This window comes from Sphingopyxis sp. USTB-05, assembly GCF_023822045.1.
GTDB lineage: Bacteria > Pseudomonadota > Alphaproteobacteria > Sphingomonadales > Sphingomonadaceae > Sphingopyxis.
Genome location: NZ_CP084712.1, coordinates 1,361,635 through 1,375,570, shown reverse-complemented (window position 1 = coordinate 1,375,570; position 13,936 = coordinate 1,361,635). Strand labels below are relative to the sequence as shown.

Annotated in this window: 14 protein-coding genes, 1 tRNA gene and 1 other RNA gene; 3 read left to right on the top strand and 13 right to left on the bottom strand. The window is 63.3% G+C overall.

Annotated features, from left to right (window positions below):
• Positions 1 to 520 precede the first annotated feature (520 nt).
• The 12 genes from KEC45_RS06090 to KEC45_RS06035 all read right to left on the bottom strand — a co-directional run bounded on the left by KEC45_RS06090 (position 521) and on the right by KEC45_RS06035 (position 10,972).
• Positions 521 to 1,825, bottom strand: a complete 1,305-nt coding sequence (locus KEC45_RS06090) for a HAMP domain-containing sensor histidine kinase (RefSeq protein ID WP_062184039.1) — start codon at positions 1,823 to 1,825, stop codon at positions 521 to 523.
• A 99-nt stretch (positions 1,826 to 1,924) separates the two neighbouring features.
• A complete protein-coding gene (locus KEC45_RS06085; protein WP_039573238.1) occupies positions 1,925 to 2,590 on the bottom strand; it encodes a response regulator transcription factor in 666 nt (221 codons plus the stop codon).
• 100 nt (positions 2,591 to 2,690) lie between these two features.
• Positions 2,691 to 2,999: a hypothetical protein gene (locus tag KEC45_RS06080; RefSeq protein WP_062181819.1), complete on the bottom strand. Its 309-nt coding sequence runs from the start codon at positions 2,997 to 2,999 to the stop codon at positions 2,691 to 2,693.
• Between the two features lie 87 nt (positions 3,000 to 3,086).
• A tRNA-Val gene (locus KEC45_RS06075) sits at positions 3,087 to 3,161 on the bottom strand.
• A gap of 173 nt (positions 3,162 to 3,334) precedes the next feature.
• Positions 3,335 to 3,607, bottom strand: coding sequence for an HU family DNA-binding protein (locus KEC45_RS06070; protein WP_037510426.1), 273 nt, complete (start codon positions 3,605 to 3,607; stop codon positions 3,335 to 3,337).
• A gap of 172 nt (positions 3,608 to 3,779) precedes the next feature.
• Positions 3,780 to 6,176, bottom strand: coding sequence for an endopeptidase La (gene lon, locus KEC45_RS06065; RefSeq protein WP_062181822.1), 2,397 nt, complete (start codon positions 6,174 to 6,176; stop codon positions 3,780 to 3,782).
• A 137-nt stretch (positions 6,177 to 6,313) separates the two neighbouring features.
• Positions 6,314 to 6,649: a YbaB/EbfC family nucleoid-associated protein gene (locus KEC45_RS06060; RefSeq protein WP_062181825.1), complete on the bottom strand. Its 336-nt coding sequence runs from the start codon at positions 6,647 to 6,649 to the stop codon at positions 6,314 to 6,316.
• Positions 6,646 to 8,334, bottom strand: a complete 1,689-nt coding sequence (locus KEC45_RS06055; protein ID WP_238586729.1) for a DNA polymerase III subunit gamma/tau — start codon at positions 8,332 to 8,334, stop codon at positions 6,646 to 6,648. The genes KEC45_RS06060 and KEC45_RS06055 overlap by 4 nt, the downstream gene beginning before the upstream one ends.
• Positions 8,335 to 8,528: 194 nt before the next feature.
• Positions 8,529 to 8,626, bottom strand: an RNA gene (ffs, locus tag KEC45_RS06050) — signal recognition particle sRNA small type.
• 41 nt (positions 8,627 to 8,667) lie between these two features.
• Positions 8,668 to 9,549, bottom strand: coding sequence for a class A beta-lactamase (gene bla, locus KEC45_RS06045; RefSeq protein ID WP_062181828.1), 882 nt, complete (start codon positions 9,547 to 9,549; stop codon positions 8,668 to 8,670).
• Entirely contained in the window at positions 9,546 to 9,884 is a 339-nt protein-coding gene (locus KEC45_RS06040; protein WP_152682382.1) for a 2Fe-2S iron-sulfur cluster-binding protein, read from the bottom strand. Before KEC45_RS06040 ends, bla begins: the two co-directional genes overlap by 4 nt.
• A complete protein-coding gene (locus KEC45_RS06035) occupies positions 9,881 to 10,972 on the bottom strand; it encodes a cysteine desulfurase family protein (protein ID WP_062184045.1) in 1,092 nt (363 codons plus the stop codon). The genes KEC45_RS06040 and KEC45_RS06035 overlap by 4 nt, the downstream gene beginning before the upstream one ends.
• Positions 10,973 to 11,200: 228 nt before the next feature.
• On the opposite strand from KEC45_RS06035, the gene KEC45_RS06030 reads away from it, so the two are divergent.
• Positions 11,201 to 11,857 carry an alpha/beta hydrolase gene (locus tag KEC45_RS06030; RefSeq protein WP_037510410.1) on the top strand — a complete coding sequence of 219 codons (657 nt, stop codon included), beginning with the start codon at positions 11,201 to 11,203 and terminating at the stop codon, positions 11,855 to 11,857.
• Between the two features lie 43 nt (positions 11,858 to 11,900).
• Here the strand turns inward: KEC45_RS06030 and KEC45_RS06025 are convergent, their stop codons facing one another.
• Positions 11,901 to 12,065 carry a hypothetical protein gene (locus tag KEC45_RS06025; protein WP_193749162.1) on the bottom strand — a complete coding sequence of 55 codons (165 nt, stop codon included), beginning with the start codon at positions 12,063 to 12,065 and terminating at the stop codon, positions 11,901 to 11,903.
• Positions 12,066 to 12,177: 112 nt separating this feature from the next.
• On the opposite strand from KEC45_RS06025, the gene rpiB reads away from it, so the two are divergent.
• Both rpiB and glyA read left to right on the top strand, forming a co-directional pair.
• Positions 12,178 to 12,630 carry a ribose 5-phosphate isomerase B gene (gene rpiB / locus KEC45_RS06020; RefSeq protein ID WP_062181834.1) on the top strand — a complete coding sequence of 151 codons (453 nt, stop codon included), beginning with the start codon at positions 12,178 to 12,180 and terminating at the stop codon, positions 12,628 to 12,630.
• Entirely contained in the window at positions 12,627 to 13,934 is a 1,308-nt protein-coding gene (glyA, locus tag KEC45_RS06015; protein ID WP_062181837.1) for a serine hydroxymethyltransferase, read from the top strand. The genes rpiB and glyA overlap by 4 nt, the downstream gene beginning before the upstream one ends.
• Positions 13,935 to 13,936: the final 2 nt, after the last annotated feature.

Below are 13,936 nucleotides of genomic sequence, written 5' to 3'. Positions count from 1 at the left end.
TTTATCCGGGGTCCCGCTTGAAGTCGAAGTCCGTGAGCACGTCGAAAAAGCGGGATCCCGGGTCAAGCCCAGGATGACGGAAGGTCGGTATCGACCGAAAGCCCCCCATCCTTCTTCGTCATCCCGGACTTGATCCGGGATCCATAACCGCACCATCGTCATGGACCCCGGATCAAGTCCGGGGTGACGAGGGTGGGGATCGAGCGACAGCTCACCACCCTAAAACAGACATCGCCTTCAAATAGGTCTTTCCTACATTATCCGGCTGTGTCAGCCTTCATCCGGCTCTTTCATTCGGTGAACAAAAAAGGTGGTCGCTGCCTGGCTTACGGGTACGACCACGATCGGACGTGCCGCGCACATCCAGCGCTCCGCGACTTGCAAATCGGGGCGCGCATAGGGCTGAACTTTCCTGAACTTTGAAATATTGCGCGGCCCTTGCGCCGTTCCGATCCCAGAGCCAGCCGGGCGATGTTCAAAGAGGGCAACGACAGCTCAGACCCCAAAGCCGCATTCACCCCTAACCCGCCGGCAATCTCAACCGCACCATCACGCCGCCGAGATCCTCGCTCTCCTCCAGCGTGACACTACCGCCGTAGATTTCGGCGACGTCGCGTACGATAGCAAGGCCAAGTCCGGTTCCCGGCTTGCCGCTGTCCAGCCGCACTCCGCGATCGATCACACGGACCCGGTCGTCGGGCGAGATGCCGGGACCGTCGTCCTCGACCAGTATTTCGGCCATATTTCCATCGCGCTGGACGGTGACGAAGACACTGCCGCCGCCATATTTGGCCGCATTTTCGAGAAGGTTGCCAACAAGCTCATCAAGGTCTTGCCGCTCGACGCGCACGATCAGCGTCTTGTCGCCCTCGGCGTCGAGGCGCGCATCGGGATAGAGCGCGGCGACGGCCCGCGACACGCTGTTGACGCTGTCCCAGACGACCGCCCTCGCCTGCGCCGCGCCGCGGCGCCCGACGGCGCGCGCGCGCGCGAGGTGGTGGTCGACCTGCCGTTGCATCGTCGCCGCCTCGCGCCGCACCGTTTCGGCAAGCTCCGACGTCGAACTCGTCGCGCTGTTGACGAGCACGGTGAGCGGGGTTTTCAGCGCATGCGCGAGATTGCCCGCGTGAAGCCGCGCCTCTTCGGCCTGCTTCTCGTTATGCGCGAGCAGCGCGTTCAGCTCGTCGACCATCGGCTGCACTTCGAGCGGCAGGGGCGCATCGACCCTGCGATTCTGGCCGCCGCGCATCGCCGCGATCGCGCGACGAATATGTCGGAGCGGCCAAAGCCCGTAAAAGGTCTGGAGCGCCGCGAGGATGATCAGCCCGAGCCCAAGCAGCGCAAGGCTGGGGATCAACGTGGCGCGCACCGCACGATTTTGGGTGTCGAGCGCTTCGCGCGACTGGGCGATCTGGAACCGCCAGTTGGTCTTGCTGCCCGGCAGGATGACGTTGCGTTCGAGTACGCGCAGTTCCTCCTCGGGAAACTGATTGCTGTCATAGGTGTGGATCTGGTTGTCGATATGCGGCACCGGCGCCTTCAGCGTGCGCTCCCACAGAGAACGCGAGCGATAGGGTTCCTGATTGCCGCCGCTGATCTGCCAGTAAAGGCCGCTATAGGGTTCGAGGAAACGCTGATCGCCTAGCGGTTCGACCAGCCGCACCTCTCCGTCGGGGCCGATCTCCGACGAGCGGATCATCGCAATCAGCACATATTCGAGGCTCGAATCGAAGTTGCGCGTGATAGCGCCGGTCAGCACCCGGTCGAGCGCGAAGCCGCCGCCGATCAGCAGCACTGAAATCCACAGCGCCGCGATCGCGATCATGCGGCGCGCAAGCGAGCCGGTGATACGGCTGGTCAGCGCCTGCGGCTTGTCCGCGTCGGTATCCGCGACGACGGCCGGGGCGTCGGCCTCCGCCACGGATCAACCCTGCGGATCGTCGAGCTGGTAGCCGAGCCCGCGGATCGTCGTGATGATATCGGCGCCGAGCTTTTTGCGGATGCGGGTTACGAAAACCTCGATCGTGTTCGAATCGCGGTCGAAATCCTGATCATAGATATGCTCGATCAACTCGGTTCGCGACACGACCTTGCCCTTGTGGTGGAGCAGATACGACAGCAGTTTATATTCCTGCGCGGTCAGCTTCACCGGCGCACCGTCGAGCGTGACACGGCCCGAGCGCGTATCGAGCCGAACCGGGCCCGCGATGAGTTCGCTCGACGCATTGCCCGCGGCGCGGCGGATCAGCGCGCGCAACCGGGCGATAAGCTCTTCGGTCTGAAAGGGTTTGGCCAGATAGTCGTCCGCGCCGGCATCGAGCCCCGCCACCTTGTCCGACCAGCTATCGCGCGCGGTGAGAACGAGCACGGGAAAATTGCGCTTTTCGCGGCGCCAGCGGTCGAGCACCGTCAGCCCGTCGATTTCGGGCAGGCCGAGATCGAGGATCGCCGCGTCGTAATTTTCAGTGGAGCCTAGAAAATGGCCGTCCTCACCATCGGTCGCAAGGTCGACGGCATAGCCAGCGCCTTCCAGCGTCGCCTTTAGCTGCGGGCCCAGCGTGGGTTCGTCTTCGACAATCAAAATCCGCATTCAGGCGCCTTTCCTTTGCGCGCCGCACGATGTCGGCCGCATGTATCGACTGTGTATCAAGTCCGAACGATCATCGCAAAATGTCGTTGCGGGCAAAATGTCAGGGTTTCCGCCCCACGATCCGGCCGGTGCGGGCGTCGACATAGACAACGACCACCTGGCTGCCGTCCATGAATTTCAGGGCATAGATCATCCGTCCTGCATCGAACTGCGGGCCGCCAAGATAGGTCATCTCGTTATAGGGCGCGCGCGAACGGACATCGGCGATCAGCCGGTTGAGCGGAATGACCTGTCCCTGCGCCGCCGCTTCGCGCAGATTGTCCTGGTCACGATCGCCGCGCGCGAAGGCGGGCGCGCCTGCCGATATCAGCAGCGCGGAAACGAGGGAAAGGGTCAAGGTACGGATCATGGCCGCTTCTCTAACGCGAAGGCATTGAATAGGCGATGAATGGCCGGGTCAGCCCCGGTTTCGGTTTCCGCCATGGCCGGGAAGCCATGGTGGGCGCGACAGGGATTGAACCTGTGACCCCACCCGTGTGAAGGGTGTGCTCTACCGCTGAGCTACGCGCCCGTCCGGTGCATGCCGGGAGCCCGGCGTCCGAAAGTCGGACGTCCATAGCCGCTGCGACGGTGATTGCAACGGACATTTGTTCAATCTTCACGCACAATCCATCCGGCGGATACAAATCGGGCCGCAGCTTACGCCACGGCCCGAAATGTATTCACCAGAAGGTGCCTGTCAACTTAGTTGACGGCGTCCTTAAGGGCCTTACCGGCCTTGAACTTCGGCTGGTTCGACGCCGCGATGGTCATCGTTTCGCCGGTGCGCGGGTTGCGACCGGTCGATGCCTTGCGCTTGCTGACCGCGAAGGTGCCGAAGCCAACGAGACGGACTTCGCCGCCCTTCTTCAGCGAACCGGTGATTGCGTCGAACACGGCCTCAACGGCCTTGCTCGCGTCACCCTTGGTCAGGCCGCTCGAGTCAGCGACGGCGGCGATCAGGTCTTGTTTGTTCATGCCTAAGGAACCCCTGCATTATGGTTGGTTAAATGATTCTCATGGCCCGAAGCCATGGCGCGTCACTAACGATGTTTGACCCCGCCTTGTCAAAGCAAAAAAGGACGAAAAACGCCCCAAAACGTCGATTTTGCGACGAATTTGGGGCGAATTACCGTGAAGCGGTGCCGACTCAGTGACGAATCGTCGTTTCGGGGTCGTTTCCAGACGCGATCGGCGGGGATGCCGCCAGTTCGTCGGCCTCGGTCCATTCGATCGGCACAACGGGTGAGACCAACGCCTCGGCAAGGACCTGATCGACATGGCTGACCGGAATGATCTTGAGCCCGCTCGTGATATTCGCCGGAATTTCAACGAGGTCCTTCTCATTCTCTTCCGGGATCAGCACCGTTTTGATGCCGCCGCGCAGCGCTGCGAGCAGCTTTTCCTTGAGCCCGCCGATCGCAAGCACGCGGCCACGCAGCGTGACTTCACCGGTCATCGCAACGTCGCGGCGCACCGCAATGCCGGTCAGCGTTGAAATCATTGCGGTGACCATACCAACGCCGGCCGACGGGCCATCCTTTGGCACCGCACCCTCGGGCAAGTGGATATGGATGTCCTTGCGCGCGAACAGGCTGGGCTTGATGCCGTATGCCGGCGCGCGCGCCTTCACGAACGACAGCGCGGCCTGTACCGACTCGGTCATCACTTCACCAAGCTTGCCGGTGGTGCGCACCTGCCCCTTGCCCGACGCGGTCACGGCTTCGATCGTCAGCAATTCGCCGCCGACCTCGGTCCATGCAAGCCCTGTCACGGCGCCGACCTGATCTTCCAGGTCGCCCATGCCGTGGCGGAATTTGCGCACGCCCGCGAATTCGGAGAGATTCTCCGGCGTCACGGTGACGGTTTCGGCCTTGCCTTCGAGAATGCGGCGCAGCGCCTTGCGCGCGAGACGCGCGATCTCGCGTTCGAGCGTGCGGACGCCGGCTTCGCGGGTGTAATAGCGGATGAGGTCGCGCAGCCCTTCTTCGGTCAGCTCGAATTCGCCCGCTTTCAGGCCATGCGCCTCGACCTGCTTGGCGATCAGATGCAACTTCGCGATCTCGACCTTCTCATCCTCGGTATAGCCTTCGAGCCGGATGATCTCCATGCGGTCGAGCAACGGCTGCGGCAGGTTCAGCGAGTTGGCGGTCGTGACGAACATCACGTCCGACAGGTCGACATCGACCTCCAGATAATGGTCCTGGAATTTGCCATTCTGTTCGGGGTCGAGCACTTCGAGCAGCGCCGATGCCGGATCGCCGCGGAAATCCTGGCCCAGCTTGTCGATCTCGTCGAGCAGGAACAGCGGGTTCATCGTGCCGGCCTTTTTGAGGTTCGTCACGATCTTGCCCGGCAGCGAGCCGATATAGGTGCGGCGATGGCCGCGAATCTCGGCCTCGTCGCGCACGCCGCCAAGCGACTGGCGCACGAACTCGCGGCCCGTCGCCTTCGCAATCGACCGGCCGAGCGAGGTTTTGCCGACGCCCGGAGGGCCGACGAGGCACAGGATCGGCCCCTTCAGCTTGTTCGTACGCGCCTGAACCGCCAGATATTCGACGATCCGGTCCTTGACCTTTTCGAGCGCATAATGGTCGTCGTCGAGGACGGCTTGCGCCTTCGCGATATCCTTCTTGAGCTTCGACTTCTTGCCCCACGGCAGGCCGATCAGCGTGTCGAGATAGTTGCGGACAACGGTCGCTTCGGCCGACATCGGCGCCATCGCGCGCAACTTCTTGAGTTCGGCGTTCGCCTTGGCCTTGGCTTCCTTCGACATTTTGAGGCTGTCGATCTTGAGCTGCAGCTCGGCCAGATCGTCGCCGCCCTCGCCATTATCGTTGCCGAGCTCGCGCTGGATCGCCTTCAACTGTTCGTTGAGATAATATTCGCGCTGGCTCTTTTCCATCTGGCGCTTCACGCGGCCGCGGATCTTCTTTTCGACCTGCAGAACGCCAAGCTCGCCCTCCATGAACGCGAAGACCATCTCGAGCCGCTTCGACGGCGCATCCTCGACGAGCAGTGCCTGCTTGTCGGACACCTTGATGTTGAGATTGCCTGCAACGGAGTCGGCAAGACGCGAGGCATCCTCAATCTGCGACAATTGCACCGCGGTTTCGGCGGGCATCTTCTTGTTGAGCTTGGCGTAATTTTCGAACTGGTCGACGACCGAGCGCATCAGTGCGGCGGTGTCGACGCTGTCGTCAACCGTGTCGCCGATCGGCTTGACGCTTGCCATCACGGCCTTGTCTTCGTTGGCGAGGCCGAGCAGTTTCGCACGCTCCTTGCCTTCGACGAGTACGCGGACGGTGCCGTCGGGCAGCTTCAAAAGCTGGAGCACGGTGGCGATCACGCCGACATCATAAAGATCGTCGCGCTGCGGATCGTCTTCGCCCGGATCGAGCTGCGCCACGAGAAAGATTTCCTTGTCGGATTCCATCGCGGCTTCAAGCGCGGCGACCGAACGGTCGCGTCCAACAAAGAGCGGCACAATCATGTGCGGGAAAACGACGATGTCACGCAGCGGAAGAAGGGGATAAGATTGCGTCATTACGGCTCCTGGACGGGCCCCGCGACCGGGCGCACCGCCCTTCTTATAGGTGGTTCATCGCTAATATGGCGTAACTTCGCACGCATTCAATGTCACTGCGCTGAACAGCGCGGGCCCAGAGGGATTCGGGGGCCGGCTCAAAACGGCAGCTTGAAGCCCGGGGGGAGCGGCAAGCCGCTCGTCATCTTGCCCATTTCCTCGTTGCTCGCCGCATCGGCCTTTTCGCGCGCGTCATTGAACGCGGCGGCAAGTAGGTCTTCAAGCATCTGCTTGTCCGAGGGAACCATGAGACTATCGTCGATGTGGATCGCCTTGATGCGGCCTTTCGCAGTCGCGGTGATTTTCACAAGACCGCCGCCCGAAACGCCTTCGACCTCGACGCTGTCGAGCTTCGCCTGCGCCTCCTGCATCTGCGCTTGCACGGTGGCTGCGGCTTCCTGCGCCGCCTTCATCATTTCTTCGATCGATTTCATGGGTTCGACCTATGCCGATTGTCGTCGTCCTCGACAAGCCTTGCGTCGGGAAAAGCCGCCAAAGCGGCCTTTACGACAGGCAATTCGCGAATTCGCGCGTCATTGTCGGCCAGTTTCGCGGTGCGCACGTCGCCAAGGCTCGGCCGCCCTTCCCCTTCGCCTGCGCGAACCTGCCAACGGCTGCCCGTCGCCGCAAGCAACGCCTCACCCAGATCGCGCGCGAACGCCGCGCCGAGCGCCGCGACGGGGGCAAAAATGAGGCTTCCGGGTTCGAGGCTGATGATTCGCATATGATCATAGACATCGACCGCAAGACGATGATTTCCGGTGCTTTCGAGGAGCTGGTGAATCTGCGCGACGGTCAGTGCCGAGGCGGGCACCTGGGCCGTGTCGGCCGTCGGCATGGGGGCCGCAGCGACGGGTTCGGCCGCCATGTTTTCCTGCGACGCTGGTGCCGCCGGCGCGGCGAGCGGCATCGTCGGCACCCCGCCCTTTTCGAGCAATTTTGCAAGCTCGCCGGGATCGGGCATCGCAGCGGCGTAGATCACGCGCAGCAACAGCATTTCGAGATGTTCGAGCGGATTATTCGCGCGGAGCACTTCGTCATGCCCCTTGAGCAGCAATTGCCACAGCCGGTTGAGCGGCGCGAAACCTAGTTTTTTCGCCCAGTCGCCAATGCGTTCGCGGTCGGCCTCGGCAAGCGCTGGATCGTCGTGGCGTGAGACTTTGGCGAGAGTGATCGCATGGGTCAGGTCCATCAGTCCCCGCACCATCGCAACCGGCTCGATCCCCAGCGCATATTGTGCACGCGCCAGATCGATCGCGCCGCCCGCATCGCCTTCCAATATCGTTGCCATCAACTGCGCGATCGACGTGCGATCGGACAGTCCGAGCATCACGCGCACCTGCGCCGCGCCGATCATCCCGCCGCCATCGAGGTCCGCGTGGGCAATCGCCTGATCCAGGATCGACAGCCCGTCGCGTACCGAGCCCTCCGCGGCGTTCGCGATCAGCCAGATCGCAGGCGCCTCTGCCTCGACGCCCTCTTTCTGCAGAATCGCGCTGAAATGCGCGAACAGCATGTCGGGGGTAATGCGGCGTAGGTCGAAGCGCTGACAGCGCGACAACACCGTCACTGGCACCTTGTTGACTTCGGTCGTCGCGAACAGGAATTTGACGTGCGGCGGCGGCTCTTCGAGCGTTTTCAGAAGCGCATTGAACGCGTTACGCGACAACATATGCACTTCGTCGATGATGTAGATCTTGTAGCGCGCCGAGACCGCCGCATAGCGCACCGCCTCGATAATCTCGCGCACGTCATCCACGCCGGTGTTCGATGCGGCGTCCATTTCGATCACGTCGATATGGCGCCCCTCGGTAATCGCGCGGCACGGCTCGCACACGCCGCACGGGTCAATTGTCGGACCACCCTGCCCGTCCGGACCGATGCAGTTCAATGCCTTGGCGATCAAGCGCGCGGTCGATGTCTTGCCGACCCCACGCACCCCGGTCATCAGAAATGCGTGGGCCAGCCGGTCGCGCGCGATCGCGTTGCCAAGCGTGCGCACCATCGCATCCTGCCCGATCAGTTCGGCAAAGGTTTGCGGGCGATATTTGCGGGCAAGAACGCGGTATGGCCCACTCGACGGCTGCGGCGCCGTCTCGGGCAGGTCCATTCCCAGCATCGGGGTTTCGTCGTCGGCGGAATCGCTCATGCTGTCCGTATTAGGAGGCACCAGCGCGCTTGTCGAAGGGGAATACAAAAGCTTCCAATATCGCGTCACCCCGGACTTGATCCGGGTCCCGCTCAGCGAAGTCGGAAAAGCGCGACCCCGGATAAAGTCCAGGGTGACGATGCGAATTAACGCGATGATATGGTTAGGGTGGGAGCCGGAACGACCCGCAGCGAATTCGTTGCGGCTGCTTCCTTCCGGACCTGACCGGGTTGGCGAAGACTGCGTCCGCCCGACTCCCGCGGCGCATATGGCGGCGGATGCCGTGAAATGCAAGCGGCCTGCTCAGTTGGGCAGATCGGCCGCAACGATGCGCGTCGCCTCGGCGATGACCGCACTGGCGACATCGCCCTCGACCGCCGGACGATCGAGATAGATGGCAATGACATATTTTCGCCCGCCGGGCGTCTCGACAAAGGCGACGTCATTGTAAGCGGTGCCGCATGTGCCCGTTTTGTCACCGGCGATCCAGCCCTGCGGCAATCCTGCACGAATGCGCTTCAACCCGGTCGCGCTCTCGATCATCCATCCGCGCAATTGCGTGCGATGGTCGGGTTTCAGCCGGCTGCCGTAGATATAGGCCGCAGCGCTCGTCGCCATCGCGATCGGGCTGGTCGTGTCACGCTCGTCGCCCGGCGCATTTTCATTGAGATCGGGCTCGATCCGGTCGAGCCGCGTCACCGCGTCACCTGAACGGCGCAGCGCCGCCGTGAAAGCGGCGGGACCGCCGATCTGCTCCAGGATCAGGTTCGCTGCCATATTGTCGCTGAGAACCACGGCATCGCGCGCAGCAAAGCCGAGCCGTTGCTCCCCCTTCCCGTCCGGCCCGATCAGCTTTTCGGTTCCCGGCGAATAGGAAACAAGCTCGCCGCGCTCAAAGGGCAGCGGTGTGCGCAACGATACGCCCTCGGCCGCACGCTCGAACACTTGCCCCGCCAGCAGCAGCTTGAACGTCGAACACATGGCGAAGCGTTCGTGTCCGCGATCCGCCGAAACAAGCTTTCCGCGAGCATCGACGACCGCGATCCCGAGCCGACCGCCGCTCCGCCGTTCGACATCGCGGATCGCCTTGGCGGCGATCACGGAATCGCCCAGTGGTTCGCCGGGCACCGTGGCGCAGCCGGATAAGCCGAGCAGCGCAATTGCCGCGAGCGTCATCCGCATCATCGGGGTCCCTGCATATTGCGGCTTTCGGGGGGAATGTGCACGGTGAGGCCGTCGAGGTCGGCGGTCAGCAATATCTGGCACGACAGGCGGCTCGTGCGCCGCACGCCGGCGGCGAGGTCGAGCATATCTTCTTCCATCTCGCTTGCGGGCGGTAGGCGGTCGAAATCCTCCTTGGCGACGATGACATGACAGGTGGAGCAGGCCATCTGACCCTCGCAGGTCCCCTCAAGCGGCATCATATGCGCCTGCGCGACGTCGAGCAGGATTGAACCGGGCTCGGCCTCGGCTTCCGTGCGCGCCTTGCCGTCGGCGTGGATGAAGGTGACGCGCATCAGTTCACACCCTGCAGCCGTGCGGCTTCCCGGATCGCGGTGAGACCATCGCGCAATTCCTGTTCGCTCGTATAACGCCCCCAGCCGAGACGGATCGAGGCGCGGGCATCGGCTTCACTGATCCCCATCGCGCGCAGCACATGGCTCACCTTGCCCGACCCGCTGCCGCATGCGCTGCCAAGCGAGAAGGCGATTTCGCGCGCATCGGACATAAGGCGCAGGCCGTTCACGCCTTTGCGCCGGACGTTGAGATTGCCGTGATAACGGCGGGTCGCATCGCCGTTGATCGTCCATTCGGGGAGCATGTCGAGTGCAAGCGACCAGAGTCGCTCAACATGCGCCGCATCGGCATCGAAGCGTTCGGCCGCAAGCGCCGCGGCTGCGCCGAAACCGGCGCACAGAGCGGGCGACACGGTTCCCGATCGCATCCCCTGCTCCTGCGCTCCCCCGAACATCAGCGGCGGCAGGTCGACGCCATCCTTGATCCACAGCGCGCCGATCCCCTTCGGCCCGTGGATCTTGTGCGCCGAGATGGCGATCAGGTCGGCATCTTCGGGAATCGCGACGCGGCCATAACCCTGCACCGCGTCGCAGAGCAGCAGGCTGTTCTTTGCATGCGCGGCAGCGGCGAAGTCGTCGACCGGCTGGATCGTCCCGACCTCGTTATTCACGAGCATCGTTGCGACGATGCCGCCCTCGGGGATCAACGCGTCATCGGGCGGCAGCGCCAGCCCAGCGCCATCGACGGGCAGGATGGTGGCGTTCAGCCGTTCAAGACATTGCAGCGAGGCGGCATGTTCGATGCTGAGACCCGCGACACCGCCCGGCATCGCATCCGCCCCGCGCAGTAGCGCCCAGTTAAGCGCTTCGGTCGCACCCGAAGTGAAGAAAACGCGGCCTCCTTTGGGTAATAGCGCCGCAACCTGATCGCGTGCGACCTCGACCGCGGCGGCCGCGGCGCGGCCAGCCTTGTGCGTACTTGATGGGTTGGCGAACCCCTCTCCCTCACCCGGCTCCTCCAGCCAGCGCAGCATCGCCTCGCGTGCCTCGGGAGCGAGCGGCGTCGTGGCCTGATAATCGAGATAAATCATCCGCCGCATCTGCCCGCTAAAGCCGCGGATGTCGAGCGGCGCTCGACATCATCGTCACCCCGGATCAAGCTCAGGGTGACGATTGAGAGGGAGGGATTGAACGCCTTATTGCGAATCATTCGCAAAAGTTGCATATTGCGACCTTTTATCTGTATAGGCGCCAACTTCGCTCCGCCACCCCGCCCTTCGGCGAATCGGTGGCAAGCCTCAAAACATAAAGGTGCGCCCATGCCCGACGTCATTTTCCCCGGCCCCGAAGGCCGCATCGAAGGCCGATTCTCGCCGCCGCCGCGTCCGCGCGCGCCAGTTGCGCTGATCCTTCACCCGCATCCGCAGGGCGGCGGCACGATGAACGACCGCATCACGCAGGCGATGTACAAGAGCTTCGTCGCGCGCGGTTTTGCGGTGCTTCGCTTCAATTTCCGCGGCGTCGGCCGCAGCCAGGGCACGTTCGACAACGGCATCGGTGAACTGAGCGATGCCGCATCGGCGCTCGACTGGGTCCAGTCGATCCATCCCGAAGCGCAGACAACGTGGATCGCGGGCTTCAGCTTCGGCGCGTGGATCGGCATGCAGCTTTTGATGCGCCGCCCCGAAATCCGCGGCTTCCTGTCGGTCGCGCCGCCGGCGAACATGTATGACTTCAGCTTCCTCGCGCCCTGCCCCTCGTCGGGCATCATCGTCGCGGGCGGGCAGGATGAGATCGTGCCGCCCAGCGCGGTGCAGAAGCTGGTCGACAAGCTGCGCACGCAAAAGGGCATCACGATCCATCACGACGAGATTCCGCGCGCCAATCACTTTTTCGAGCATGAGCTCGACCAGTTGATGAAGTCGCTCGATAACTATCTGGATATGCGGCTCGCGCCCGACTCGCCGATCCGCTGAGACAAACCCGTCGTCCCCGCCTTCGCGGGGGCGGCGGGCATTGCTATTTTACCGGCACCAGCCAGATCGCGACATTCGCGAACATCACCAACGCCGCGACGAGCATCAGCAGCGCGCGGCGACGGTCGCCCTTGCGAAAAACGATGACAGCGCCGCCGGTCAAAAGCACGCCGGTCAGCATCAGGATGGAGATGATCGTGTCGGACATAGCCGGCCTTTATCGGCGCAGTCACAAATTTGCCACCTCGCTTATGGCCAATCCGTGCGGCTTCGCCTAAAGGGCCGACATCGATTCCCTTAGACCCCGCGGGAGCCGCACCATGCGCATCGCCATCGCCTCCGACCACGCCGCTTACGAGCTGAAAGCAGTGCTTGCCGACTGGCTGCGCGAAAAGGGGCATGAGGTCGAAGATCTCGGTACCAACGGCCCCGAAAGCGTGGATTATCCCGATTATGGCTACAAGCTCGGTGAAGCGATCGCCGACGGCCGCGCGGAACGCGGCGTCGCGCTTTGCGGATCGGGTATCGGCATCTCGATCTCGGTCAACCGCAACCCAGCCGCACGCTGCGCGCTCGTGTCGGAGCCGCTGTCGGCAAAATTGTCGCGCGAGCATAATGACGCGAACGTCATCGCGATGGGCGCGCGCCTGACCGGCATCGACATGGCCAAGGCCTGCCTCGACGCCTTCCTTACCACCGAATTCGCCGACGACCGCCATGCGCGCCGCGTCGACAAACTTTCCAACCCGCCGCAACTGGAGACCAGCCGATGACCACCGAAACGCTCGACAAGCCCATCAAATCGGCCGGTTATTTCACCGACGGCGTCGGCACTGTCGACCCCGCAGTCGCTGCGGCGATGAAGCATGAACTCGAACGCGAGCAATATCAGATCGAACTAATCGCGTCGGAGAATATCGTTTCCAAGGCGGTGCTTGAGGCGCAGGGCAGCGTTTTCACCAACAAATATGCCGAAGGCTATCCCGGCCGCCGCTATTATCAGGGCTGCGCGCCGTCGGACGAGGTCGAAACCCTCGCGATCGACCGCGCAAAGCAGCTCTTCGACTGCGGCTATGCCAATGTTCAGCCGCACTCGGGCGCGCAGGCGAACGGCGCGGTCATGCTGGCGCTGACCAAGCCCGGCGCGACGATCATGGGCATGAGCCTGGACGCCGGCGGCCACCTGACCCATGGCGCGCCGCCCGCCATGTCGGGCAAATGGTATAATGCCGTGCAATATGGCGTGCGCGCCGACGACCATCTCGTCGATTTCGACCAGGTCGAAGCGCTGGCGAAAGAACATCGCCCGACGCTGATCATCGCAGGCGGCTCCGCCTATCCGCGCACGCTGGATTTTGCACGTTTCCGCGCGATTGCCGACGATGTCGGTGCGCTGTTGATGGTCGACATGGCCCATTTTGCCGGCCTCGTCGCTGGCGGGGCGCATCCCTCGCCGATGGAGCATGCGCATGTCGTTACCACGACGACGCACAAGACGCTGCGCGGTCCGCGCGGCGGCATGATCCTGACCAATGACGAAGCGATCGCGAAGCGCATCAATTCGGCGGTCTTCCCTGGCCTGCAGGGCGGTCCGCTGATGCACGTCATCGCGGCAAAGGCAGTCGCGTTCGGCGAAGCGCTGCGCCCGGAGTTCAAGGACTATGCCAAGGCGACGATCGCCAACGCGCAGGCGCTCGCAAACCGGCTCAAGGCGCGCGGCGCCGATGTCGTCGCCGGCGGCACCGACACGCACCTCGCGCTGATCGACCTGCGCCCGCTGGGCGTCACCGGCCGCGACGCCGACGAGGCGCTCGAACGCAGCGCGATCACCTGCAACAAGAACGGCATCCCCTTCGATCCGCTGCCGCCGGTTAAGACCAGCGGCATTCGCGTCGGTTCGCCCGCCGGCACGACGCGCGGTTTCGGCATCGCCGAATTCGAAGCAATCGGCGACATGGTCGCCGACGTGCTCGAAGCGCTGCGCGACAAGGGCGAACATGGCGACGCCGATGTCGAGGCGAATGTCCGCGGCCGCGTTCGCGCACTTTGCGAACGCTTCCCCATTTATCAGGGATAGGG

Coding starts and splice junctions, on each gene's coding strand:
- KEC45_RS06090 (WP_062184039.1), bottom strand. CDS start 1,825: ATGATCGCGATCGCGGCGCTGTGGATTTCAGTGCTGCTGATCGGCGGC.
- KEC45_RS06085 (WP_039573238.1), bottom strand. CDS start 2,590: ATGCGGATTTTGATTGTCGAAGACGAACCCACGCTGGGCCCGCAGCTA.
- KEC45_RS06080 (WP_062181819.1), bottom strand. CDS start 2,999: ATGATCCGTACCTTGACCCTTTCCCTCGTTTCCGCGCTGCTGATATCG.
- KEC45_RS06070 (WP_037510426.1), bottom strand. CDS start 3,607: ATGAACAAACAAGACCTGATCGCCGCCGTCGCTGACTCGAGCGGCCTG.
- lon (WP_062181822.1), bottom strand. CDS start 6,176: ATGACGCAATCTTATCCCCTTCTTCCGCTGCGTGACATCGTCGTTTTC.
- KEC45_RS06060 (WP_062181825.1), bottom strand. CDS start 6,649: ATGAAATCGATCGAAGAAATGATGAAGGCGGCGCAGGAAGCCGCAGCC.
- KEC45_RS06055 (WP_238586729.1), bottom strand. CDS start 8,334: ATGCTGGGAATGGACCTGCCCGAGACGGCGCCGCAGCCGTCGAGTGGG.
- bla (WP_062181828.1), bottom strand. CDS start 9,549: ATGATGCGGATGACGCTCGCGGCAATTGCGCTGCTCGGCTTATCCGGC.
- KEC45_RS06035 (WP_062184045.1), bottom strand. CDS start 10,972: ATGATTTATCTCGATTATCAGGCCACGACGCCGCTCGCTCCCGAGGCA.
- KEC45_RS06030 (WP_037510410.1), top strand. CDS start 11,201: ATGCCCGACGTCATTTTCCCCGGCCCCGAAGGCCGCATCGAAGGCCGA.
- KEC45_RS06025 (WP_193749162.1), bottom strand. CDS start 12,065: ATGTCCGACACGATCATCTCCATCCTGATGCTGACCGGCGTGCTTTTG.
- rpiB (WP_062181834.1), top strand. CDS start 12,178: ATGCGCATCGCCATCGCCTCCGACCACGCCGCTTACGAGCTGAAAGCA.
- glyA (WP_062181837.1), top strand. CDS start 12,627: ATGACCACCGAAACGCTCGACAAGCCCATCAAATCGGCCGGTTATTTC.